Source organism: Rhizobium sp. BK316, assembly GCF_014193695.1.
Classification (GTDB): domain Bacteria; phylum Pseudomonadota; class Alphaproteobacteria; order Rhizobiales; family Rhizobiaceae; genus Rhizobium.
This window is the reverse complement of sequence record NZ_JACHZR010000001.1, coordinates 1,130,925-1,152,657: the sequence shown is the minus strand read 5'-3', so window position 1 is coordinate 1,152,657 and position 21,733 is coordinate 1,130,925. Positions and strand designations below refer to the sequence as shown.

20 protein-coding genes and 1 pseudogene are annotated in these 21,733 nt (G+C 61.6%); 9 read left to right on the top strand and 12 right to left on the bottom strand.

The genetic code is table 11. The features are described 5' to 3' along the window. Nucleotides 1-7: 7 nt before the first annotated feature. Together FHT87_RS05125 and FHT87_RS31105 are read left to right on the top strand one after the other, a co-directional pair. Nucleotides 8-730: a response regulator transcription factor gene (locus FHT87_RS05125; RefSeq protein ID WP_183727232.1), complete on the top strand. Its 723-nt coding sequence runs from the start codon at nt 8-10 to the stop codon at nt 728-730. A 277-nt stretch (nt 731-1,007) separates the two neighbouring features. Next, nucleotides 1,008-1,070 (top strand): annotated as a pseudogene (locus FHT87_RS31105) (transcriptional regulator); the annotation flags it as partial. Between the two features lie 141 nt (nt 1,071-1,211). Here FHT87_RS31105 and solA read toward each other — a convergent pair. The 6 genes from solA to FHT87_RS05090 form a co-directional block, all read right to left on the bottom strand. Then, on the bottom strand, nt 1,212-2,342 hold the full coding sequence (gene solA, locus FHT87_RS05115) for an N-methyl-L-tryptophan oxidase (protein ID WP_183726009.1): 1,131 nt from the start codon (nt 2,340-2,342) through the stop codon (nt 1,212-1,214). Between the two features lie 9 nt (nt 2,343-2,351). Continuing rightward, on the bottom strand, nt 2,352-3,845 hold the full coding sequence (gene hutH, locus FHT87_RS05110; protein ID WP_183726007.1) for a histidine ammonia-lyase: 1,494 nt from the start codon (nt 3,843-3,845) through the stop codon (nt 2,352-2,354). Next, on the bottom strand, nt 3,842-4,618 hold the full coding sequence (locus tag FHT87_RS05105) for an ATP-binding cassette domain-containing protein (protein WP_183726005.1): 777 nt from the start codon (nt 4,616-4,618) through the stop codon (nt 3,842-3,844). Before FHT87_RS05105 ends, hutH (FHT87_RS05110) begins: the two co-directional genes overlap by 4 nt. Nucleotides 4,619-4,645: 27 nt before the next feature. Next, on the bottom strand, nt 4,646-5,350 hold the full coding sequence (locus FHT87_RS05100) for an ABC transporter permease subunit (protein WP_183726003.1): 705 nt from the start codon (nt 5,348-5,350) through the stop codon (nt 4,646-4,648). A 10-nt stretch (nt 5,351-5,360) separates the two neighbouring features. Further along, entirely contained in the window at nt 5,361-6,086 is a 726-nt protein-coding gene (locus tag FHT87_RS05095) for an ABC transporter permease subunit (RefSeq protein WP_183726002.1), read from the bottom strand. 103 nt (nt 6,087-6,189) lie between these two features. Continuing rightward, the gene (locus FHT87_RS05090) at nt 6,190-7,032 is read right to left on the bottom strand and encodes a transporter substrate-binding domain-containing protein (RefSeq protein ID WP_183726000.1); all 843 of its coding nucleotides are present in this window, start codon (nt 7,030-7,032) and stop codon (nt 6,190-6,192) included. A 191-nt stretch (nt 7,033-7,223) separates the two neighbouring features. Here FHT87_RS05090 and hutC (FHT87_RS05085) point away from each other — a divergent pair, with 191 nt between their 5' ends. Beyond that, nucleotides 7,224-7,979 (top strand): histidine utilization repressor, encoded by a 756-nt coding sequence (hutC, locus tag FHT87_RS05085; RefSeq protein WP_183725998.1) that lies wholly within the window; start codon nt 7,224-7,226, stop codon nt 7,977-7,979. 57 nt (nt 7,980-8,036) lie between these two features. On the opposite strand, the gene FHT87_RS05080 is transcribed toward hutC (FHT87_RS05085), so the two are convergent. From FHT87_RS05080 to hutI, 5 genes are read right to left on the bottom strand one after another with little or no spacing between them, the layout of a single operon-like run. Next, nucleotides 8,037-8,612 carry a HutD family protein gene (locus FHT87_RS05080; protein ID WP_183725996.1) on the bottom strand — a complete coding sequence of 192 codons (576 nt, stop codon included), beginning with the start codon at nt 8,610-8,612 and terminating at the stop codon, nt 8,037-8,039. 3 nt (nt 8,613-8,615) lie between these two features. After that, a complete protein-coding gene (gene hutU, locus FHT87_RS05075) occupies nt 8,616-10,304 on the bottom strand; it encodes a urocanate hydratase (protein WP_183725994.1) in 1,689 nt (562 codons plus the stop codon). 16 nt (nt 10,305-10,320) lie between these two features. After that, the gene (hutG, locus tag FHT87_RS05070) at nt 10,321-11,121 is read right to left on the bottom strand and encodes an N-formylglutamate deformylase (RefSeq protein ID WP_183725992.1); all 801 of its coding nucleotides are present in this window, start codon (nt 11,119-11,121) and stop codon (nt 10,321-10,323) included. A gap of 1 nt (nt 11,122) precedes the next feature. Then, nucleotides 11,123-12,658 (bottom strand): histidine ammonia-lyase, encoded by a 1,536-nt coding sequence (gene hutH / locus FHT87_RS05065; RefSeq protein WP_183800002.1) that lies wholly within the window; start codon nt 12,656-12,658, stop codon nt 11,123-11,125. Beyond that, on the bottom strand, nt 12,655-13,914 hold the full coding sequence (gene hutI / locus FHT87_RS05060; RefSeq protein WP_183725988.1) for an imidazolonepropionase: 1,260 nt from the start codon (nt 13,912-13,914) through the stop codon (nt 12,655-12,657). The genes hutH (FHT87_RS05065) and hutI overlap by 4 nt, the downstream gene beginning before the upstream one ends. A gap of 124 nt (nt 13,915-14,038) precedes the next feature. Here hutI and FHT87_RS05055 point away from each other — a divergent pair, with 124 nt between their 5' ends. Continuing rightward, nucleotides 14,039-15,385 carry a formimidoylglutamate deiminase gene (locus tag FHT87_RS05055; protein ID WP_183799999.1) on the top strand — a complete coding sequence of 449 codons (1,347 nt, stop codon included), beginning with the start codon at nt 14,039-14,041 and terminating at the stop codon, nt 15,383-15,385. Nucleotides 15,386-15,442: 57 nt separating this feature from the next. Continuing rightward, nucleotides 15,443-16,168, top strand: a complete 726-nt coding sequence (gene hutC / locus FHT87_RS05050; protein ID WP_183799996.1) for a histidine utilization repressor — start codon at nt 15,443-15,445, stop codon at nt 16,166-16,168. A 233-nt stretch (nt 16,169-16,401) separates the two neighbouring features. On the opposite strand, the gene FHT87_RS05045 is transcribed toward hutC (FHT87_RS05050), so the two are convergent. After that, nucleotides 16,402-17,427, bottom strand: coding sequence for a LacI family DNA-binding transcriptional regulator (locus FHT87_RS05045; RefSeq protein WP_183799993.1), 1,026 nt, complete (start codon nt 17,425-17,427; stop codon nt 16,402-16,404). A gap of 273 nt (nt 17,428-17,700) precedes the next feature. Here FHT87_RS05045 and FHT87_RS05040 point away from each other — a divergent pair, with 273 nt between their 5' ends. From FHT87_RS05040 to FHT87_RS05025, 4 genes are all read left to right on the top strand, one after another. Beyond that, nucleotides 17,701-18,747, top strand: a complete 1,047-nt coding sequence (locus tag FHT87_RS05040) for a sugar ABC transporter substrate-binding protein (RefSeq protein WP_183725981.1) — start codon at nt 17,701-17,703, stop codon at nt 18,745-18,747. Nucleotides 18,748-18,815: 68 nt separating this feature from the next. Continuing rightward, nucleotides 18,816-19,637 (top strand): ATP-binding cassette domain-containing protein, encoded by an 822-nt coding sequence (locus FHT87_RS05035; RefSeq protein WP_210276645.1) that lies wholly within the window; start codon nt 18,816-18,818, stop codon nt 19,635-19,637. After that, nucleotides 19,634-20,893 (top strand): sugar ABC transporter permease, encoded by a 1,260-nt coding sequence (locus FHT87_RS05030; RefSeq protein ID WP_183725979.1) that lies wholly within the window; start codon nt 19,634-19,636, stop codon nt 20,891-20,893. The genes FHT87_RS05035 and FHT87_RS05030 overlap by 4 nt, the downstream gene beginning before the upstream one ends. Nucleotides 20,894-20,918: 25 nt before the next feature. Continuing rightward, on the top strand, nt 20,919-21,647 hold the full coding sequence (locus tag FHT87_RS05025; RefSeq protein ID WP_183725977.1) for an SDR family oxidoreductase: 729 nt from the start codon (nt 20,919-20,921) through the stop codon (nt 21,645-21,647). Nucleotides 21,648-21,733 lie beyond the last annotated feature (86 nt).

The window sequence follows — 21,733 nt, the reverse complement described above, 5'->3', positions numbered from 1 at the left end:
CGGCGTGATGAAGGTTCTGATCGTCGAGGACGACCCACTGCACCGGTCCTATCTGCACGAGGCTGTCAACGCGGCCTTGCCGGAATGCGACACGGTGATCGAGGCGGAGAACGGCACTGTCGGCGAGAAACTCGCCCGCGACCACAAGTCGGCGCATATCGTCATGGACCTGCAGATGGCCAACCGCAACGGCATCGAGGCGGCGCGCACGATCTGGAAGGAGCGGCCGGAGACCCGCATCCTGTTCTGGTCGAATTATTCGGACGAAGCCTATGTGCGCGGTGTCTCGCGCATCGTCCCGGATGGCGCCGCCTATGGCTACGTCCTGAAATCCGCCTCAGACGAACGGCTAAGGCTTGCATTGCGCTCGATCTTCATCGAGAGCCAGTGCGTCATCGATCGCGAGGTGCGCGGTCTGCAGCAGAAGAGCCTCGGCCAGACGAACGGCTTCACCGATTCCGAATACGAGATCCTTGTCGATATCGCGCTGGGCCTCACGGACCGGGCCATCGCTAAACGTCGGAACCTCTCGCTACGCAGCGTACAGAACCGCCTACAGCAACTCTACGACAAGCTCGACGTCTACCAGAGCGCCGGCGACGACCACGAGGACGGCCGTTTCAATCTCCGCGCCCGCGCCGTGACCGTCGCTTTCCTGCGCAAACTCCTGAACTACAGCGCTCTGGAGCGGGCTGAGGCAGAACTGCAGGAGTGGCTTGATGGAAAGTAGTTTCCGTGGCGTTGTCACGTTTGTCGGTGACAATCAAAGATAACGCGACAACGCAGTAGCCTCTTCATCGACAAAGCTATCCCCTGCGCGTAAGCGCCATTGCGACGATGATGTGGCTGCTAAACGACGCCCCGCGGGACTATTCGAGATCCCGCGCAGGCAAGGCGCGTTCCGCCGGACTCACTTCGCCGGATGCGGCACAAGCAGGATTTTGGATATGAACGATGCGGGCACCCATTTGCTCGGCCTCAACCAGAGCGTTACGGAACATGACTGAGACGACACCTTCTCGCTGGTGTCGCTTGTCTCGGCCGGCCTTGGCATCGGTTTCGTTCCGGAATAGACGCAGGATCTGTCGAACCGCGGTTTTCGAGTTGGGATTGCCTGACCTGCGCAGCATGTCCACAAGTTCTTCCCCCCAGGCGGCACTCTGAGCCGCCGATGCCCTGCGGGCGCCACTCGCGAGCCGCCGCCCGCGGTTCTACATCTTGGCAAAGGAAAAGGCGTTGATGGGCAGGTCGGTCTGCCCATCAACGGCAAGATCCGCCAGGATTTCGCCGACGACGCTGGTAAACTTGAAGCCGTGGCCGGAGCAGGGGGAGGCGACGACAATGTTCTTCTCGCCCGGCACATGGTCGAGAAGGAAATCCTCGCTCGGCAGCATGGTATAGCGGCAGGTCGTCTCTTTCATACGGAGACCGGCTGCACCCGGAACGCGCTTCTTGATAAAACTGTCGAGCAAGGCCCTATCGGCATCGTTGACGGGCGGGTTCGGCTGGTTGGGATCGATCGGCTCGCGGAAATGTGCGTGTTTGCCGATCTTCACACCATCGATGCCGATGGCCGGAAAGCCGAAATAGGAGCCTTCGGCACCTTCATCCCGCAGGAAGCAGGGCATGCGCTGCGGCTGAGTGACAAAGCCATCCTGCGGCTGATACCAGGCGACGACTTGGCGGATCGGCACCGCTGCCTGCTTCAGTTGGGGCACGAGTTCGGCAATCCAGGATCCGGTCGCCACCACGATCTTTCCCGCGTGATAGCGTCCGGTCTCGGACGTAATCGTCACCCCGGCATCATCGGGTTCGATCGCTGTCACCTTCTCGCCGAAATGCAGGACCGCGCCATCCTCGACAGCCAGTCTCAGATAACCCATCACAGCCGCTTCCGGGCGAAGATAGCCGCCCTGCGGGTCAAGCAGACCAATCTCATGGTCATCGAGCTGGAAGGCCGGAAAACGGCGCGCCATCTCCGCCTTGTCGAACACTTCGTGGGCAAGTCCGTGCAGGTCACAGGAGGAGCGCGTGCCGGAGACGACCTTGCCGTCGGGCGCGCCGATCTGCAGCACGCCTGTTATCGTCAGGATATCGGTGCGCAGGCGCGCTTCCAGCGACCGCCAGTTCTGATAGGCGCGCTTGAGCAGCGGAACATAGGACGGGTCCTCGAAATAGCCGAGCCGGATCAGGCGGCTGTCACCATGCGAGGAACTCAGAACATGGGCGGGAAAATAGGCATCGAAGCCGATCGCCTTGACACCGCGGGCTGCCAGAAAGGCGAGCGCGGCACTTCCCATGGCACCGAGGCCGATAACGGCGACGTCGAAGCTGGCGGTCATGAAGTCTCCTCAGGGAATTGCTGGTGCTGCGGCCTCACGGACCAGTCCGCGCAGGGCCTCGATGTCGCGCGATAGCGGCCGATCGTCGGCATAGGCAGGCACGATCGTGCGAACGGCCTTGTAGATGGCATCCGTACCCGTCGCCCTCGACGCGGTGCCGGCAAGGAATTCGTGGGCCTGCGCAGCCGCCATCAATTCGATCGCCAGGATATATTCGGCATTGTCGATCAGCGCGAGAAGCTTGTTGGCGGCGGCTGTCGGATGCGCCAGGAAATCCTCCTGCAGGCCGGATGTGATTCCGCCATCGGTAGAAGCCGGTGCGGCAAGCCGCCGGTTCTCATTGACGAGAGCGGCGGCCGTATATTGCGCGATCATGAGGCCGGAATTGCTGCCGGCATCGCTTGCCAGGAAGGGCGGCAGACCGCTCACCAGCGGATTGACGAGGCGGTCCGTGCGCCGTTCGCTCATGGCGGAGATCTGCGCAAGCGCCATCGCCAGACTATCGGCGGCCTGCGCGAGAGCGGGTGCCACGGCGTGGGCTTCCGAGGAGACGATCGGCTGTTCCGGCGTGCCCGACACGGCGGGATTGTCGGTGACTGAGGCAAGCTCCTGATCGACGACAAAGGCCACGGTATCGAAGACATCGCGGGCGGCACCATGGGCATGCGGAATGGAACGTAGGCTGAGCGCATCCTGTGTTCGTCGACCGAGGGCAGTTGCCACCAGACCGCTGCCGGCAAGTCGGGCGCGCAGCGCAGCGCCGACATGGGCGATGCCCTTGGAGGGGCGTAGCGCCAGAACGGCTTCGTCGAAGGCCGCCATCTGGCAGCCGGCAGCTTCAAGAGTGAGCGCGGCGATCGCATCGGCCCAGTCGAGCAACCTCTCGGCGCGGGCGAGCGCAACGCTTGTAAGTCCGGTCGCACAGGCGGTGCCGTTGACGAGGCTCAGACCCTCCTTGGCACCGAGCACCAGCGGTTCGAGACCGATAGCGGCAAGCGCATCCCGGCCGCTCATGCGGCTGCCATTAACGCTGGCGCTGCCTTCGCCGATCAGCACCAGCGCATTGTGCGCATTGTGGGTGAGATAACCGGCAGACCCCTTCGAGGGAATGTCTGGAATGCAGCCTTTTGCAAGGAAGGCGGCGAGATAGCGGACGATTTCAGGGCGCACGCCGGAATGCCCATGGGCAAAATTGGCGATCTGCGCGGCGATGATCGCGCGCACTTCGCGCGGCGCCAGGAGTTCGCCGACGCCAACGGCATGGCTGAGGATGATGTTGCGCGACAGCCTGCTTTGCGAGGCTCTGTCGACCACGGTATCTGACAGCGCGCCGACGCCGGTATTGATGCCATAGGCGCGCACGCCGGTCTCAACGATCCGCTCGACGATGCGGCTTGCATTGATAACGCGATCCCAGGCCGCTTGCGACAGGGCAAGCGTTTCCCCCTCGGCTACGCGTGCGATATCGCGCCAGCCGGCAACTTTATCGATGGTGATGGTCATTGGCCGCTTCCGAAATGGCCGATGAACTGACGGAAAGCCGGCGATGCGCCGCCGCCGAACATTTCGTTCGGCGTGCCGCTGCTTTCGACCAGCCCTTCGCGCATGAAGACGACGCGGTTCGACACATTGCGGGCAAAGCTCATTTCGTGAGTGACGACGAGCATCGTCATGCCCTCTTCGGCAAGTGCCCGCATGACGCGCAGCACTTCGCCGACCAGTTCCGGATCGAGCGCCGAAGTCGGCTCGTCGAAGAGCATGACCTTCGGCTTCATGGCGAGCGCACGGGCGATCGCCGCCCGCTGCTGTTGCCCGCCGGAGAGATGCGCGGGATAGGCATGGCGCTTGTCGGCAATGCCGACTTTTTCGAGAAGCGCTTCGGCTTCGGCGATGCATTCGGCCCGCGGCCGCTTCAAGACATGCACCGGTCCTTCGATGACATTCTGCAGGATCGTCATATGGGACCAGAGATTGAAGGACTGGAAGACCATGCCGAGTTCGGAGCGGATGTGGTCGACCTGCTTCTGGCTTGCCGGCTTCGTCTTGCCGTTCTTGTGGATCATCTCGATATGTTCGCCATCGACCCAGATCTCGCCATCGGAAGCGATCTCCAGCAGATTGATGCAGCGCAGGAAGGTGGATTTGCCGGAGCCCGACGCGCCGAGCAGCGAAATCACGTCGCCATCCTCGGCATCGAGCGAAATGCCACGCAGCACCTCGTGGGTGCCGAAGCTCTTGCGGATATTGCGGACCGAAAGTCGGGTTACGCCGGGCATGGAAGCTCCAATCACGTTCAGTCAGGGTCAAGCCTTCAAAGCCTGCGGAACGGCGCGGCGATGTCGGGACAGCCAGTATTCCAGCAGAGCCATGGCCTGCAGGATGATGAAGTTTAAAACGAGGTAGATGATGGCGGCACAGAGGAAGACTTCCATCGTGCGGTAGGTCTGGGAGATCAGCCGCTGCGCGACACCCGTCACTTCCCAGACCGTCACAAGGCTCGCAAGCGCGGTCGATTTCATCATCAGCACGATCTCGGTCGAATAGGCCGGCAGCGCATGACGGAAGGCGATCGGTGCGAGGATGCGGCGCACCATCAGGAAGCCCGACATGCCGATGGCGCGGGCCGCCTCGATTTCCTTCGGCGAGACCGCGCGAATGCCACCGCGGAAGATTTCGGCCGAGTAGCCGGCGGTGCAGAGAGCGAGCGAGAGAACCGCACAGACAATCGGCTCCCGCAGGAAGGGCCAGAGAAAGGAACTGCGGATAGCACTGAACTGAGCGAGACCATAAAAGACCAGAAACATCTGGATCAAGAGCGGTGAGCCGCGGAAGATGAAGATGTAGCCTTTGGCGAAGCCGGAGAGGATCGGATTGCCACTGACGCGCATCGAGACGACGACAAGCGCCAGAAGGCCGCCGAAGAAGATCGACAGGAAGAACAGGATAAGTGTCGTCGGCACGGCTTTGAGCAGCGTGACCATGGTGCTTGAAAGGAAGGCGATATCCATCTGGTCCCTCCTATGCCTGGCCCATGGCCGCAGTCGGCATGCTGCGATTGGCCTTGCGCTCGGCGCCGTTAAAAACTCGGTCCGATAGGCTGGTGAGGATCAGGTAGAGGGCGCCGCCAACGATATAGAAAAGGAAATATTGGCGAGTCGAGCCTGCTGCGACATAGCTCGAGCGCATCAGTTCGGTGAGGCCGGTGACCGTAACTAGTGCCGAATCCTTCAAGCTCAGTTGCCAGACATTGCCAAGGCCGGGAATGGCAAGGCGCAGAACCTGCGGAATGACGATACGGCGGAACCTGAGGCCGCGATGCATGCCGATCGCCGAGGCGGCCTCAAGCTCGCCCTTGGAAATGGCGAGATATGCGCCGCGATAGACTTCCGCTTGGTAGGCGCCGGAGATGATACCGACGGCGAGTGCACCGGTGGCGAAAGGCGGTAGCCCGAGAAAACCATCATAACCCAGGGAATGGCCGATCGCGGTCACGGCCGTCGAGCCGCCGAAATAGATCAAGTAGATAATCAACAGTTCCGGCACGCCGCGAAAGACCGTCGTATAGACGTGGCCGATCATGATGAGCACGAAATTGCCTGACAGTTTCGCCGCCGCGATGATCGCGCCGAGCACGGCGCCGATCGCCAGCGCCGCCGCGGTTACGCAGAGCGTCAGCAAAGCACCGAGGAGGAGGAACGCCCCCCATCCGGTTGAACCGAAACCAATGAGTTCGAGTGTCGCCATGGGCCTTCCCAGCGCTGTCTTCGTCGTCATGACGGGCGGTCAGAATAGCACGTGGTCTCCGATTACAAAGCGGAGACCACGGAACGCGGATTCCCTCGAACGCTTAGTTCTGCGGGCTGACGTCGACCTTGAACCACTTGATCGAGAGGTTCTTGACCGTACCGTCGGCAAGGGCCGACTTGATCGCCTCGTTGAACTTGTCGCGCAGGTCGGTATCGGCCTTGCGGATGCCGAGCCCTTCGCCCTCGCCCCAGATCGAGCCGACGATTTCCGGACCGGTAAAGGCAAGCGCGCCATTGGCGGCTTCAAAGGCGTTGTTGAAGTAGACGGCATCGTCGAAGCCGAGGTCGATACGGCCGTTCTGCAGGTCGAGGTCGCGGTCGGCGCCCGTCTTGTATTCGCGGATCTCGGCGATGCTGCCGAAATTGTCGTAGACGAACTTGGCATAGACGGTTGCTGCCTGAATGCCGATCGTCTTGCCCTTGAAGGCTTCCTTCAAGGCTTCGATTTCCTTCACCCCGGTCTGGCCGGGCGTCATCTTGATCGTCGCGCCGGTGCCGGAAGCGTTGGCAAGCGGGCTATCCTTGGCGGTGGCGAAGGCGGCCGGCGTCGCAGCGTAGGGAATGGTGAAGTCGATGACCTGCTTGCGCTCTTCGGTGATCGACAGCGCGTCCATGATGACGTCGAATTTGCCGGCGTTTAGCGCCGGGATCATGCCGTCCCAGTCGGATGCGACCAGCGTGCATTCGATCTTGGCGCGTTCGCACAGAACCTTGGCGAGTTCCGGTTCGAAACCGCCGAGCGAGCCGTCGGCATTGGTGAGGTTCCAGGGAGCGTAGGCGCCTTCGAGCGTGATGGTCGCCTTCGTCCAGTCCTTGGCGGAGGCAGGAGTCGCAAAGGCGGCTGCCGTCATCGCGCAGGAAAGAAGAATTGTGCTGAGCTTCATTGATGTGATCTCCTCTGAGATTGGACAGACCTTGCGGTATGAATGCCGATCTTCGCCGGCTTGCCCGTCCTGATCCATTGTTTCATTCTTGGATCGGCAGGTTGTATAGGGTACCATATGAGATATTTTGTGATATGCAAGTGGAAAGTCGATTTAAAAGGCAGATTCCATTCGTGCAAAGGGAATAGGCAATGAAGCGTGCTGGCGAGATGAAGCGCGAATTGGCGGAAAATGACGGCGGCCCGCTTTATGCCGGCGTCAAGCAGGTCATTCTCGATCGGATCCGCAGCGGCGAATGGCCGCCGCGACACCGCGTGCCCTCGGAAAACGAGCTGGTGGTGGAGCTCGGCGTCAGCAAGATGACTGCCAACCGGGCGCTCCGGGAACTGGCGAACGAGGGCGAACTCCTCCGCATCCAGGGCGTCGGTTCCTTCGTCGCGGAACGCAAGGGCTATTCGGCGCTCTTCGAGGTGCGCAATATCGCCGACGAGATCGCCGAGCGCGGCCATGTTCACGAGGCTGATGTTATCGTTCTGGCTGAGGAGACGGCCTCTCCGGAGGTTGCCGATGCGCTGGAGCTTGAGATCGGCGCGCCGGTTTTCCACTCGCTGATCGTCCACAACGAGAATGGCGTGCCTGTGCAGATCGAAGACCGTTTCGTCAATCCGGGGGCGGCGCCCGACTATCTGGCGCAGGACTTTTCGACGCTGACGCCCAATGCCTATCTGACGGCGGCGGCGCCGCTCAGCGCATCGGAGCATATCGTCGAGGCGGTGGTGCCGCGCACCTGGGAATGCAAGCTGCTGACAATCCTGCAGAATGAGCCGTGCCTTGCTATCCGCCGACGCACCTGGTCGGCCCGTCAGGTGGTTTCGACCGCTCGTCTCGTCTATCCCGGACACCGCTACAGGTTGGAAACGCGCAGCGGCAAGATGTTTGAGGAATAGGCTAGTTGTATATGGAACTATCCTCAAAAAACGATTTCCCTAACCGATTTCATGATTTTACGCCTTCTCGATCGAGATGGCGTAGCAGAGCGCCTGGCCCGAAAGATCGAGCCTGCCTCCATCACTCTCTTCAAGCAGTATTGCATCGCCAGCGTCGAGTTCGATGCTCTGCGCACCTGTTCGCGCCGCCAGAGCTCCTTTGGCGCAAAAGAGCAGGAAAATCCCCTTCGCAGACGCCAGGCTCTTCTCGCCATCGATGAAATGCCGCGCGACTGCGTGCCTCACGGCACCCCGCCGGGTCATCACGTTCAGGTCGGTGATTGTGCCATCCGGCAGCGTTGCCGAGACCGCGATATCGGCGGCAAAGGCGAGGGGGTCACTCTCCCGCGTCAGGAGCACCGGCTCACGCCCCTCGATGAATAGCCGCATACCTTTGCCTTCCAGGATCGACAGCGTGCGGTCGATCCCGGGAAAGACGGAGAAAGGCCCGTCGGAAGCAACGGTTGCGGTGCTGACCCGCCAGTCGAACTCGGCAAGCCCCGCACCATCAGGCGAAATGGCGATCTCCACCGTTTCGCCGCCGCCGTTCTTCCACGGCATGCGCTTGTGATCGGCGGCGCGCAGGACCTTCATGGCTCAGTTCCCGAGGATGCCGGGCAGGCGAAGGCCCTTGTCCTTGGCGCAATCGATGGCGATGTCATAGCCGGCATCGGCATGGCGCATGACACCGGTCGCCGGATCGTTCCAGAGAACATTTCCGAGGCGGCGGGCCGCATCATCGGTGCCGTCGGCGCAAATGACCATGCCGGAATGCTGCGAGAAGCCCATGCCGACACCGCCACCATGATGCAGCGACACCCAGGTGGCGCCCGAGGCAGTGTTCAGAAGAGCATTCAAGAGCGGCCAGTCGGAGACGGCATCCGAGCCATCCTTCATCGCTTCCGTCTCGCGGTTCGGCGAGGCGACGGAACCGGAATCGAGGTGGTCGCGGCCGATGACGACAGGCGCTTTCAGCTCGCCGTTCCTGACCATCTCGTTGAAGGCAAGACCCAGGCGGTGGCGGTCACCGAGACCGACCCAGCAGATGCGTGCCGGCAGGCCCTGGAAGGCAATGCGCTCGCGCGCCATGTCGAGCCAATTGTGCAGGTGCTTGTTGTCGGGCAGCAGTTCCTTCACCTTGGCGTCGGTCCTGTAGATATCTTCGGGATCGCCGGACAGGGCGGCCCAGCGGAACGGCCCGATGCCGCGGCAAAAGAGCGGGCGGATATAGGCCGGCACGAAGCCGGGGAAGGCGAAGGCGTTTTCAAGGCCCTCGTCCTTGGCGACCTGGCGGATATTATTGCCATAGTCGAGCGTCGGCACACCGGCATCCCAGAAGGCGACCATGGCCTCGACATGCGCCTTCATCGAGGCGCGGGCGGCGGCCTCGACGGCCTTCGGATCGGTTTCGCGCTTAGCCTTGGCTTCGGCAACGGTCCAGCCGACCGGCAAATAGCCGTTGCGCGGGTCATGCGCCGAGGTCTGGTCGGTAACGATATCCGGGCGCGGGCCGCCGGCCTTCATGCGACGCACCAGCTCCGGGAAGATTTCAGCAGCATTGCCGACGAGGCCGACCGATTTTGCTTCACCGGCCTTGGTCCAGCGCTCGATCTTTTCCAGCGCTTCGTCCAGCGTATGGGCTTTTTCATCGACATAGCGGGTGCGCAGACGGAAATCGATGCGCGTCTCGTCGCATTCGACGGCCAGGCAGCAGGCGCCGGCCATGACGGCTGCGAGCGGCTGGGCGCCGCCCATGCCGCCGAGGCCACCGGTCAGGATCCACTTGCCCGTAAGGTTGCCACCATAGTGCTGGCGACCGGCCTCGACGAAGGTTTCGTAAGTGCCCTGCACGATGCCCTGCGTACCGATATAGATCCACGAACCGGCCGTCATCTGGCCGTACATGGCAAGGCCCTTCTTGTCGAGTTCGTTGAAATGGTCCCAGGTCGCCCAGTGCGGTACGAGATTGGAATTGGCAATCAGCACGCGCGGCGCATCCTTGTGGGTGCGGAACACGCCGACCGGCTTGCCGGACTGCACGAGCAGGGTCTCGTCCTCGTTCAGCGTCTTCAGCGTCGCGGCGATGCGGTCGAAATCCTCCCAGGTGCGGGCCGCACGGCCGATGCCGCCATAGACGACGAGCTCATGCGGGTTTTCGGCAACGTCGGGGTCGAGATTGTTCATGAGCATGCGCAGCGGCGCTTCGGTCATCCAGCTCTTGGCGTTCAGCTCATTGCCACGGGGGGCGCGGATCTCGCGGATATTGTGGCGCGGGTTTACGGTCATGATGATGTTCCCTCGTTTAGCGTTTCAGACCGAGCGCGATCTCTTCGATCCGCGTCAGAATGGATTTGAGATGGATGCGCAGATTGTCGGCTTCTTCGCCGTCATAGGCGAAGGGCGGCGCTTCGCTTGCAAGATGCGTGGATTGGGCGAGTTCCATCTGGATGGCGTGGACGCCGGTTTCCGGCCTGCCGTAATGGCGCGTCGTCCAGCCGCCCTTGAAGCGACCGTTCAGGATGCTGTCATAGCCTGCCGCAGTCGACGCAATGGCGATGGTCGCCTGCTCGATCGCCGGATCGCAGGTCCTGCCCATATCCGTGCCGATATTGAAATCCGGCAGCTTGCCCTCGAAGAGGAAAGGGATGTGGGAACGGATGGAGTGGCAATCATAGAGAACGGCAATGCCGTGAATGGATTTGACCCGTTCGATCTCGGCCAGAAGTGCGGCGTGGTAGGGCGCATGGAAATCCCGCAGTCGCTGGGCGATATCGGCCTCGGTCGGTCCGGCGCCATCCTTCCAGATCGCCTTGCCGTCGAAATCGGTTTCCGGGATCAGCCCGGTCGTATTCTGGCCGGGATAGAGGCTCGTGCCCGACGGATCTCTGTTCGCGTCGATCACATAGCGATGGAACGTGGCGCGCACTGTGGTCGGATTGTCGAGCAGGCCGTCATAAAGCTGGTGGATATGCCAGTCGGTATCGGCAAGCAGCCGGCCGTTGTCGTTCAGCCGCTCCCAGATATCGGCGGGAACATCGGTACCCGTATGGGGGAAGCCGAGGATAACGGGCGAGGTGCCTTGCTTGACCTCGAAAACGGACATGTCAGACCTCCAGAGCGGGTAGGATGCCGCTTGAAACGGATGCGTTGAGGCTACCGCTGGCAATGAGCGTGGCAGCCGCCTTCAGGTCGTTCGCCATATAGCGATCCTCCTCCAGCGACGGCACGGCAACACGGATGGCGGAAATCGCCTTCTTGAGCTCGGGGCTGGTTGCAAGTGGTGCGCGAAGCTCTACCCCTTGCGCGGCGCTCAGCGCCTCGATCCCGATGATCGCAAAGAGGTTTTCGGTCATCGGCAAAAGCCGGCGCGCGCCATGGCAGGCCATGGAGACGTGGTCTTCCTGATTGGCCGATGTCGGGGTCGAGTCGACGGAGGCCGGATGCGACATCTGCTTGTTCTCGCTCATCAGCGCGGCAGACGTGACCTCTGCGATCATCAGACCGGAATTCAGGCCCGGCTTCTTCGCAAGAAAGGCCGGCAGGCCGTAGGAGAGGGCGGGATCGACGAGCAGCGCAATACGGCGCTGGGCGATCGCGCCGATCTCGCAGATCGCAAGCGCGATCTGGTCGGCCGCGAAGGCAACGGGCTCGGCGTGGAAATTGCCGCCTGACACGACGGAATTGTCCGACAGGACCAGCGGATTATCGGTCACGGCATTGGCTTCGATCTCCAGCGTGCGGGCAACCGAGCGCAACAGGTCGAGGCAGGCGCCGTCGACCTGCGGCTGGCAGCGGATGCAATAGGGGTCCTGAACGCGCTCGTCACCCTCGATATGGCTCTGGCGGATCGGCGAGCTATCAAGCAGGGCGCGCAGCGCGGCTGCCGTATCGATCTGGCCGCGATGGCCGCGCAGGGTATGGATGTCGGGATGGAACGGCGCCGACGAACCCATGGCCGCATCGGTGGACATGGCGCCGGTAATCAGCGCCGATTGCGCCGCCCGGTGGGCGCGGAACAGGCCGGCGAGCGCCAGAGCCGTCGAGGTCTGCGTGCCGTTGATGAGCGCCAGCCCTTCCTTGGCGGCGAGCACGACTGGTTGCAGCCCGGCTTTGACAAGCGCCGTTGCGCCATGCAGCCGTTCACCGCTGAAGAAGGCTTCGCCATGGCCCATCATCACGGCTGTCATATGGGCAAGCGGTGCAAGATCGCCGGAGGCGCCGACAGAGCCCTTTTCCGGGATGAGCGGGATGACGCCGCGCGCCATCATCGCCTCGATCAACCGCACCAGTTCCAGCCGCACGCCGGAAGCGCCGCGGCCGAGCGAAACGAGCTTCAGCGCCATGATGAGACGCACGACATTTTCCGGCAGGGGATCGCCGACGCCGCAGCAATGAGAGAGGATGAGATTGCGCTGCAGCGTGGCCACATCAGCGCTGTCGATCTTGATCGAGGCAAGTTTGCCGAAGCCGGTATTGATGCCGTAGACCGGCGCATTGCCGGCGGCGATCTCGGCGATGCGGTTGGCCGCCTTGACGATGCCGGCGTCGAAGGACGGATCGAGCCTGGCCGGAACGCCCGTCCAGTAAATGGTTGCGAGATCCTGAAGCGAAACGGAACCTGGATGGAGGGTAATGGTCATCGGTCGATCCTCTGGCCCTTGAAAATATGTGCGTGAAGCGGGTTGAAGCCGATGCGGTAGACCAGCTCGGCGGGGCTTTCGATGTCCCAGATCGCCAGATCAGCCGACTTGCCGGCCTCGATCGTGCCGGTCTCGCTAAGTAGGCCGAGGGCGCGGGCGCCTTCGCGGGTTGCGCCGGCAATGCACTCTTCCACCGTCAGCCTGAACAGCGTCGCCGACATGTTCATGGTAAGCAGCAGCGAGGTGAGCGGCGAGGTGCCGGGATTGCAGTCAGTGGCAACAGCGATATGGACGCCCGCCTGCCGCAGAGCCTCGACAGGCGGCTTCTGCTTTTCGTTGATCGCGTAGAAGGCGCCTGGGAGCAGAACGGCAACCGTACCGGCTGCCGCCATTGCCCGCGCGCCATCCTCATCCAGATATTCCAGATGATCGGCCGAGAGAGCGCCGTAGGAGGCTGCGAGTTTCGCGCCGCCGAGATTGGAGAGCTGCTCGGCATGAAGCTTGACAGGAATCCCAAGCGAACGAGCCTTGTCGAAGACCCGTGCGATATCATCGACCGAGAAAGCGATGCCTTCGCAGAAACCGTCGACGGCATCGACGAGGCCCTCTGCACGTGCCCGCTCCAGGCCCGGCAGGACGACATCGGAAATGTAATCCTGATTCCGTCCCTTGTATTCGACGGGCGTCGCATGGGCGCCGAGATAGGAGGTAACGACCCGCACCGGACGGATGTCCTCAAGTGCGCGGGCGGCGCGCAGCATCTTCAGTTCCGCCTCGATATTGAGCCCGTAGCCGGACTTGATCTCGATGGTGGTCAAACCTTCCGAGATCAGCGTGTCGAGTCGCGGCAGCGCTGCCTCGACGAGCCCTTCGACGGACAATGCGTTGGTCGCCTTCACGGAGGAGACGATGCCGCCGCCGGCACGCGCAATTTCTTCATAGGTCGCGCCTTCGAGCCGCATCTCGAATTCCCGGGCGCGGTTGCCGCCATAGACGATATGCGTGTGGCAATCGACGAGGCCGGGCGTGACCCAGCGACCTTCGAGATCGGTAATCTCGGCCGTCTCGATCAGCCAGGACGGCAACTCGCCTTCCGGCCCGGCAAAAAGGATGCGCCCGCCTTCGTAAACGATGGCGCCTTTTTCGATAATGCCGAGGCCAGGCAGGTCCTCCCGCAGGCTCGCCAGGCGCGCATTGCGCCAAAGCGAGCGGGCGCTGGAATTACGGCCCAATCCGGAAAATTTGTTCCCACTCATCAGCTTTACGCCTTTCTTTATGGTTGAATATGTATATACATAATCGAAAGGGTGACAAGTAGAAATTTATGGCCTTTCGCATAAAGACAAGCGGACGGGTCACTCATGAAACGGGAGAGCGATCATGACAAGACTTCATGCAGCGACGGCTTTGCTGGCCGAGGGCTGGCGCAAGAATGTGCGCCTGACGCTCGCAGACGGCCAGATTGCCGCAATTGAGACGGATGTCGCGCCTGATAGCGGAGACGAGCGCCATGCTCTTCTCCTGCCGGCAATGCCGAACCTCCACAGCCATGCCTTTCAGCGGGCGATGGCGGGGCTTGCCGAAGTCCGCGGTCCGGCCAATGACAGCTTCTGGAGCTGGCGCACAGTCATGTACAAGTTCGCACTGTCGATGACGCCCGACCATGTCGAGGCGGTGGCCGCCAAGCTCTACATGGAAATGCTGGAAGCCGGTTTCTGCCGCGTCGGCGAGTTCCACTATCTGCATCACGACAAGGACGGCAGCCCTTACGCCAATATCGCCGAAATGGCGGAACGCATCGGTGCGGCAAGTGTTGAAACCGGCATTGGATTGACGCTGCTGCCGGTGCTCTACGCCCATTCCGGCTTCGGCGGGGCAGATCCCATCGAGGGACAGCGCCGCTTTATCAATTCCACCGAAAGTTTCGCGCGGCTGATGGATGGCTGCCGGCAGGTCACGGGCCGGCTTCATGGTGCAGAGATCGGCGTTGCGCCGCACAGTCTGCGCGCCGTCACGCCGGACGAGCTGTCTGTTGCCATCCGGCTTGCCGGCGATGGTCCGATCCACATTCATGTCGCCGAACAGGTCAAGGAGGTCGAGGATTGCCTTGCCTGGTCCGGCGCAAGGCCTGTCCAATGGCTGCTCGACCACGCGCCGGTCGATCAACGCTGGTGCCTGATCCACGCAACCCATATGACCGACGACGAAACGCGCCGGATGGCCAAGAGCGGCGCCATTGCCGGCCTCTGCCCGATTACTGAAGCCAATCTCGGCGATGGCACTTTTTCCGCGCCCCTGTTCCTGTCGGAAGGCGGGCGCTTCGGCATTGGCTCGGATTCCAATATTCTGATTTCCGTTGCTGAGGAGCTTCGCCAGCTCGAATATTCCGAGCGCCTGGCGCTGCGTGCGCGCAATGTCATTGCATCGACGGGTGGCTCCACCAGCCAGGCCCTCTTCGAGCAGGCGCTTGCAGGCGGCGGTGCGGCGCTGAAGGCACCATCAGGCCTTGTCGCCGGCAACTATGCCGACATCGTATCGCTCGATAGCAGCGCCGTTTCCTACCTTTCCGAGGATCGGCTGCTCGATCACTGGATCTTTGCCGGTGGTGTGGCGGTCGACAGCGTCTGGGCGCTCGGCCGAAAGCAGGTCGAAAACGGTCGCCATCTGCGACGCGACCTGATCGATCGGCGCTTCATCGCCGCAATGAACGAGCTGTTGGCGGCATGACGATCTTTCCTCGGTGCTTCCCAGGCGGTACAGCGGGAGAAGAGCCGGAGCGCGACGATGAATGAATCCAAGGAAACGACCTTACACCAGCGTATACTTAGCGATATCGAGGGCCGTATCGTCTCGGGCGAATGGCCGCCAGGCTACCGCATTCCGTTCGAAGTGGAACTGACGAAGCAATACGACTGTTCCCGTATGACAGTGAACAAGGCCTTGACCCAACTGGTGAAGGCGGGTCTCATCGAGCGCCGCAAGAAATCCGGCAGTTTCGTCATGCAACCGCAGGCCCAGGCTGCAGTGCTTGAGATCCATGATATCAAGGCAGAGGTCCAGTCCCTCAATCTCGCCTATTCCTACAAGGTCGCAAAGCGCGTTCGCAGAAAAGCACAGGCGCAGGACCGCCAGATGCTGGACCTGCAGCAAAATTCCAGCCTCATCGAAGTCATCTGTACGCATTACGCCGGATCGAAGCCATTTTGCCTGGAAAAGAGGTTGATCAACCTTCAAACCGTGCCGGAAGCAGCGGATGAGGAGTTCGAGCATACGGCGCCCGGCCCGTGGCTTCTGAGCCAGGTTCCCTGGAGTGCCGCCGAGCATAAGATCTTCGCCATTGGTATTGATGAAGACGAAGGCGCCATGCTTTCCATCCCCGAGGCAACGGCCTGCCTCGTCGTCGAACGACGCACCTGGAACAAATCCGGGCCGGTGACGCATGTTCGCTTCGTCTATCCCGGAAATCGACACGCGCTCTATGCGCGCTTCACCCCGGAAGCAGTGAAATAGCTTGATTTTCAAATGAAAAAGCGTCCGGTCACCTCGTATGACCGAACGCCTGTTGTTGCCGCCGCAATGGGTCGACGGTTTCCCATAGAAGGCGATTTTCCTGGCGTCAACATCTCTAAAACAAGGGTATTGCGAAAGTCGACGCTTACGATCAAACGGTGGATGATCACGGTCCGGGTGATCCGGTCGACAGAACGAAGAATCGACAAAGCGACTGGGCCAGCGCGGAGCGTTTAAGCCTCCTGCGCTTCCGGAATGAGCGGCGGCACCTGGATGACGACAGGTTTGTTCGCCCCGGATTCGATGAGCTCGAACACTTTCGTCAGCATGCCCGGTACATCCTGGCGCACCATCTCGATGCCGTTGCCGAGCAGGGTGACGAAAGGATCCCAGTCGAAGCAGCCGAGGACCAGGCTGCGGTCGTCGAGGTGGCCGGAGCGGCGGATCCAGCGCATGACACCTTCAAGGGAGATCGTCGAGTTGACGAACATGCCTTTCGGCAGGGCATCGCCGCCAAGCGCACGCTCGTCCAGCGCCTTTTCGGCTTTTTCCGGCGCGTAACCGCAGGCAAGGATATTCTCCTCGTGAACGGCGACACCGAGATCCGCATGCGCCTCGCGAAAGCCTCTTATACGTTCGGCCGTGTTGTGGTCGCTGCCGCGCCCACCAATGAAGAGCAACGGCTCCATCTTCCCGAGCCTCAGCTCGCTGTTTTTCAGAATACGGCGCGTCAGCTCCCGCGCGCCGGCAAAATTGTCCGATATGACCGACGGGGCAAGGGCGCCGGGCAGGTCGAGATTAAGGCTGCGCACGCCGGCCGCCGCACACATTTCAGTGATCCGGTCGGGATCGGTCGCGCCCGTCGCGATCAGGCATTCGACCTGATAGGAGAGCATAGTGCGCGCCGCCTCGACCTCCAGTTGGGGGTCACGCCGCGTGCAGGTGATGATCGGGAAGAGGCCGCGCGCACGCGCCATGTCTTCGAAGGTTTCGACGATCGAGCCGAAATAGCGGTTGTCGTATTTCGGCACGATCATGCCGATAATGTGGGACTTTTCGCGCCTAAGAAGGCTCGCCTGCATGTTCAGCGCATAACCCTGTTCCTCGGCGATCCGCATGATCTTTTCGGCAAGCTGGGCACTGATCCGGCGCTTCTTCCAGTTGCCGTTGAGCACTGCGCTGACGGCGCTCGCCGATGTGCCGGCAAGCTCCGCCAGATCATAGATCGTCGTCCTCTTCGTCTGCCTCACCTGATTCAAAATGTCTTCTCCGTTTGACGGTAACTTGACATCAATCGACGGAAGTGGCAATTCTTGCTTCATCGATTGAGCAAGCTTGCACAATCGATGATACAAGCCGACCGGAAAAGTCGGCACAGGGAGGTATTTCTAAGAAGCTGCGGAAAGGTTGTGCTTTTGCAGGGGCGCTTTGCTCGTCGTTTTCATGGCGGCGAAGGCGGCGGCAAGCGGGCGAACCGTAGTGACTTCCAGCAATGCCTGGGCCTGTCTTTTAATCACACCAAGGAGGAGAAAATGAATTATCGCAATTTGCTTATGGCGTCGGCGACCGTTTTCATGGGTCTTGCCGGTGCCGCCTCGGCTCAGGAAGCTGCGACCGTCGCTTTCCTGATGCCCGACCAGGCATCCACCCGCTATGAGCAGCACGATTTCCCCGGCTTCAAGGCCGAGATGGAAAAGCTGTGCCCGAAGTGCACCGTGATCTATCAGAACGCCAACGCTGATGCCTCTCTTCAGCAGCAGCAGTTCAACTCGGTGATCGCTCAAGGCGCCAAGGTCGTCGTTCTCGACCCCGTCGATTCGGCCGCTGCCGCCGGTCTCGTCGAGATCGCCCAGTCGCAGGACGTGAAGGTCATCGCCTACGACCGACCGATCCCGGACAAGCCGGCTGATTACTACGTTTCCTTCGACAATGAAGGCATCGGCTACGCGATTGCCAAGTCGCTCGTCGAGCACTTGAAGGCTGCCGGTGTTGCCGATGGCGCAGGTGTGCTCGAAATCAACGGCTCGCCGACCGATGCGGCCGCCGGCCTGATCCGCGACGGTATTCATCGCGGCCTCAAGGAATCCGCCTATAAGACGCTCGCCGAGTACGATACGCCGGAATGGGCACCGCCGAAGGCACAGGAATGGGCTGCCGGTCAAATCACCCGTTTTGGCGCCGACATCAAGGGTGTCGTTGCTGCCAATGATGGCACGGCCGGTGGTGCGATTGCCGCCTTCAAGGCCGCTGGCGTAAAGCCGGTTCCGCCGGTTACCGGCAATGATGCGACGATCGCGGCCCTTCAGCTCATTATCTCCGGCGACCAGTACAACACGATTTCGAAACCATCCGAAATCGTTGCTGCTGCGGCTGCCAATATTGCTGTGCAGATGATCAAGGGCGAAAAGCCGGAAGCCAAGACGACGCTCTACAATACGCCGTCGCAGCTCTTCATCCCCGCCGTCGTGACCGCCGAGAACATCAAGGCCGAAATCTTCGACAAGAAGATCCAGACGCCCGAGCAGATCTGCACCGGCGAATATGCCGAAGGCTGCAAGAAGCTTGGCATCACAAACTAAACGCGCTTGAGTGAGCTCCGGCCGCGCCTGTTGCGGCCGGATGCCCCTATGGCAAGAAGGACTGCCCCATGAGCAGGGATGTGAAGGATATGCCGGAGAAGGGTCAGACGATCCTCCGGTTGAGCAATATTTCCAAGAATTTTGGCGCGGTGTCGGCGCTGACCGATATCGAGCTGGACGTGAAGGCCGGTGAGGTCGTGGCGTTGGTCGGCGACAATGGTGCCGGCAAGTCGACATTGATCAAGGTTCTGGCCGGCGTGCATCAACCCTCGTCTGGAACGATCGAATTCTGCGGTCAGAACGTCACGCTGGATAGTCCGGGCAGAGCGTTGGAGCTCGGCATCGCCACCGTCTTTCAGGATCTCGCGCTCTGCGAAAATCTCGATGTCGTCGCCAACCTCTTCCTCGGCCATGAAATCTCCCCTTGGGGCCTCGACGAGGTCGCCATGGAAGTGCGCGCCTGGACTCTGCTCAGAGAACTTGCTGCCCGCATTCCCTCCGTGCGCGAGCCGATCGCCTCCCTTTCGGGCGGCCAGCGCCAGACGGTCGCCATTGCGCGCTCGCTGCTGCTCGATCCGAAGATCATCATGCTCGACGAACCGACCGCAGCTCTCGGCGTTGCCCAGACCGCCGAAGTGCTGAACCTCATCGAGCGGGTGCGCGAGCGCGGTCTCGGCGTCATCATCATCAGCCACAATATGGAAGACGTGCGCGCCGTTGCCGACCGCATCGTCGTGCTGCGCCTCGGGCGCAACAACGGCGTCTTCACGCCCGATTCATCCAACCAGGAACTCGTCGCCGCCATTACCGGCGCAACCGAAAACGCCGTCTCCCGGCGGATCGAGCGCAAGACGGGCGCTGCCCACGAAACTAGCGGGAGGCCCGCATGAGCCAGAAGATGTCAGAGACTATCCGCCAGCCGGCCGCTCTCGACCGCAGTGATGAGCGCGTACGCCACGATGACAACATTACGGGCATGACCAAGGCCTTCTTCGACCGCGTGCGGTCGGGTGATCTCGGCATGCTGCCAGTTTTCGTCGGCCTGATCGTCATTTCGACGGTCTTTTCGCTGCTCAATCCGGTATTTCTCGCGCCGAACAATCTCGTCAACCTGCTGTTCGACTGCGCCACCGTCGGGGTCATCTCGCTCGGCATCGTCTGCGTGCTGATGCTCGGCGAAATCGACCTCTCCGTCGGCTCGATGAGCGGGCTTTCCTCCGCTATCCTCGGCGTGCTCTGGGTCAATATGGGCTGGCCGATTCCGCTCGCGATCCTGGTTGCGATTGCCGCCGGCATCGTCGTCGGCTCGCTCTATGCGGTGCTCTATAACAGGCTCGGCATGCCAAGTTTCGTCGCCACACTTGCCGGCCTGCTCGCGCTTCTCGGCATGCAGCTTTATATCCTCGGGCCGACAGGCAGCATCAATCTGCCCTATGCCTCGCCGCTCGTCCGCTTCGGCCAGATCCTCGTGATGCCCGACTGGCTCTCCTATCTGCTGGCCCTGCTGCCGGGTGTCACCCTTGTCGTCAACGAAATGCGCAAGCGTCGCCAGCGTCAGGCCTCCAACCTCTCCTCGCCGCCGATCGGCGCGCTGGCGATCAAGGCGATCGTGCTGACGGCCGCTCTCGAATTTGCCGTCTATTACCTCAATCTCGGCCGTGGCGTGCCGTGGATGTTCGGTCTCTTCGTCGCCATCGCCGTCGTCCTGAATTATGCGCTGACCCGCACCAAATGGGGACGTTCGATGTTTGCCGTCGGCGGCAATCGTGAGGCGGCACGCCGCGCCGGTATCAATGTGCGCCGTATCTACCTCAGTGCCTTCGTGCTCTGCTCGACGCTTGCCACGATCGGCGGCATTCTGTCGGCTTCGCGGCTTGCCTCCTCCAGCCAGCAGGCCGGCACGGGGGACGTGAACCTCAACGCAATCGCGGCGGCGGTCATCGGCGGCACTAGCCTGTTCGGCGGCCGCGGCAGCGCCTACTCCGCTCTGCTCGGCATCATCGTCATCCAGGCGATTTCCAACGGGCTGACGCTTCTCAATCTCAGCTCGTCGCTCCGCTACATGATCACAGGCGCTGTTCTCGCGATCGCCGTCATCGTCGATTCGCTTGCCCGCAGGTCCCGTGTCAGCCACGGCCGCGCCTGATTACGCATTTTCAAGGAGTATTCGCATGACTGATCTCATGAAGGGCAAGGTTGCCGCCATCACAGGTGCAGCGTCGGGTATCGGCCTGGAGTGCGCCCGTACGCTTCATGCCGAAGGCGCAACCGTCGTGCTGATCGATCGGGCCAAGGACAAGCTCGAGGCGCTCTGCAAGGGGATCGGCGAGGGCGCCCTGCCGCTCGTCGTCGATCTTCTCGATGGCCCGCAGGTCTCCGGCATGCTGCCGCGCATTCTGGAATTGGCCGGCCGTCTCGATATCTTCCACGCCAATGCCGGTGCCTATATCGGCGGCCCTGTCGCTGAAGGCGATCCGGATGCCTGGGACCGCATGCTCAACCTCAACATCAATGCAGCCTTCCGCTCGGTCCATGCGGTACTGCCGCACATGATCGCGCAGAAGTCCGGCGACATTCTCTTCACGAGTTCGATCGCCGGTGTCGTACCCGTCGTCTGGGAGCCGATCTATACGGCGTCGAAATTTGCCGTTCAGGCTTTCGTGCACTCCACCCGCCGCCAGGTCGCCCAGCATGGCGTGCGTGTCGGCGCGGTGCTGCCGGGTCCGGTCGTCACAGCCCTGCTCGACGATTGGCCGAAGGCCAAGATGGAAGAGGCGCTTGCCAATGGCAGCCTGATGCAGCCCAAGGAAGTGGCCGATGCCGTGCTGTTCATGCTGTCGCGGCCGCGCAATGTGACGGTTCGCGATCTGGTGATCCTGCCGAACAGCGTCGACCTCTGAGGTTGACAGGTTCGGTTCCGGAATTGCGTGAAAACAAAGAGATAGAGCATTTCCGTTATCAGAAGAAAACGGAAATGCTCTAGAAA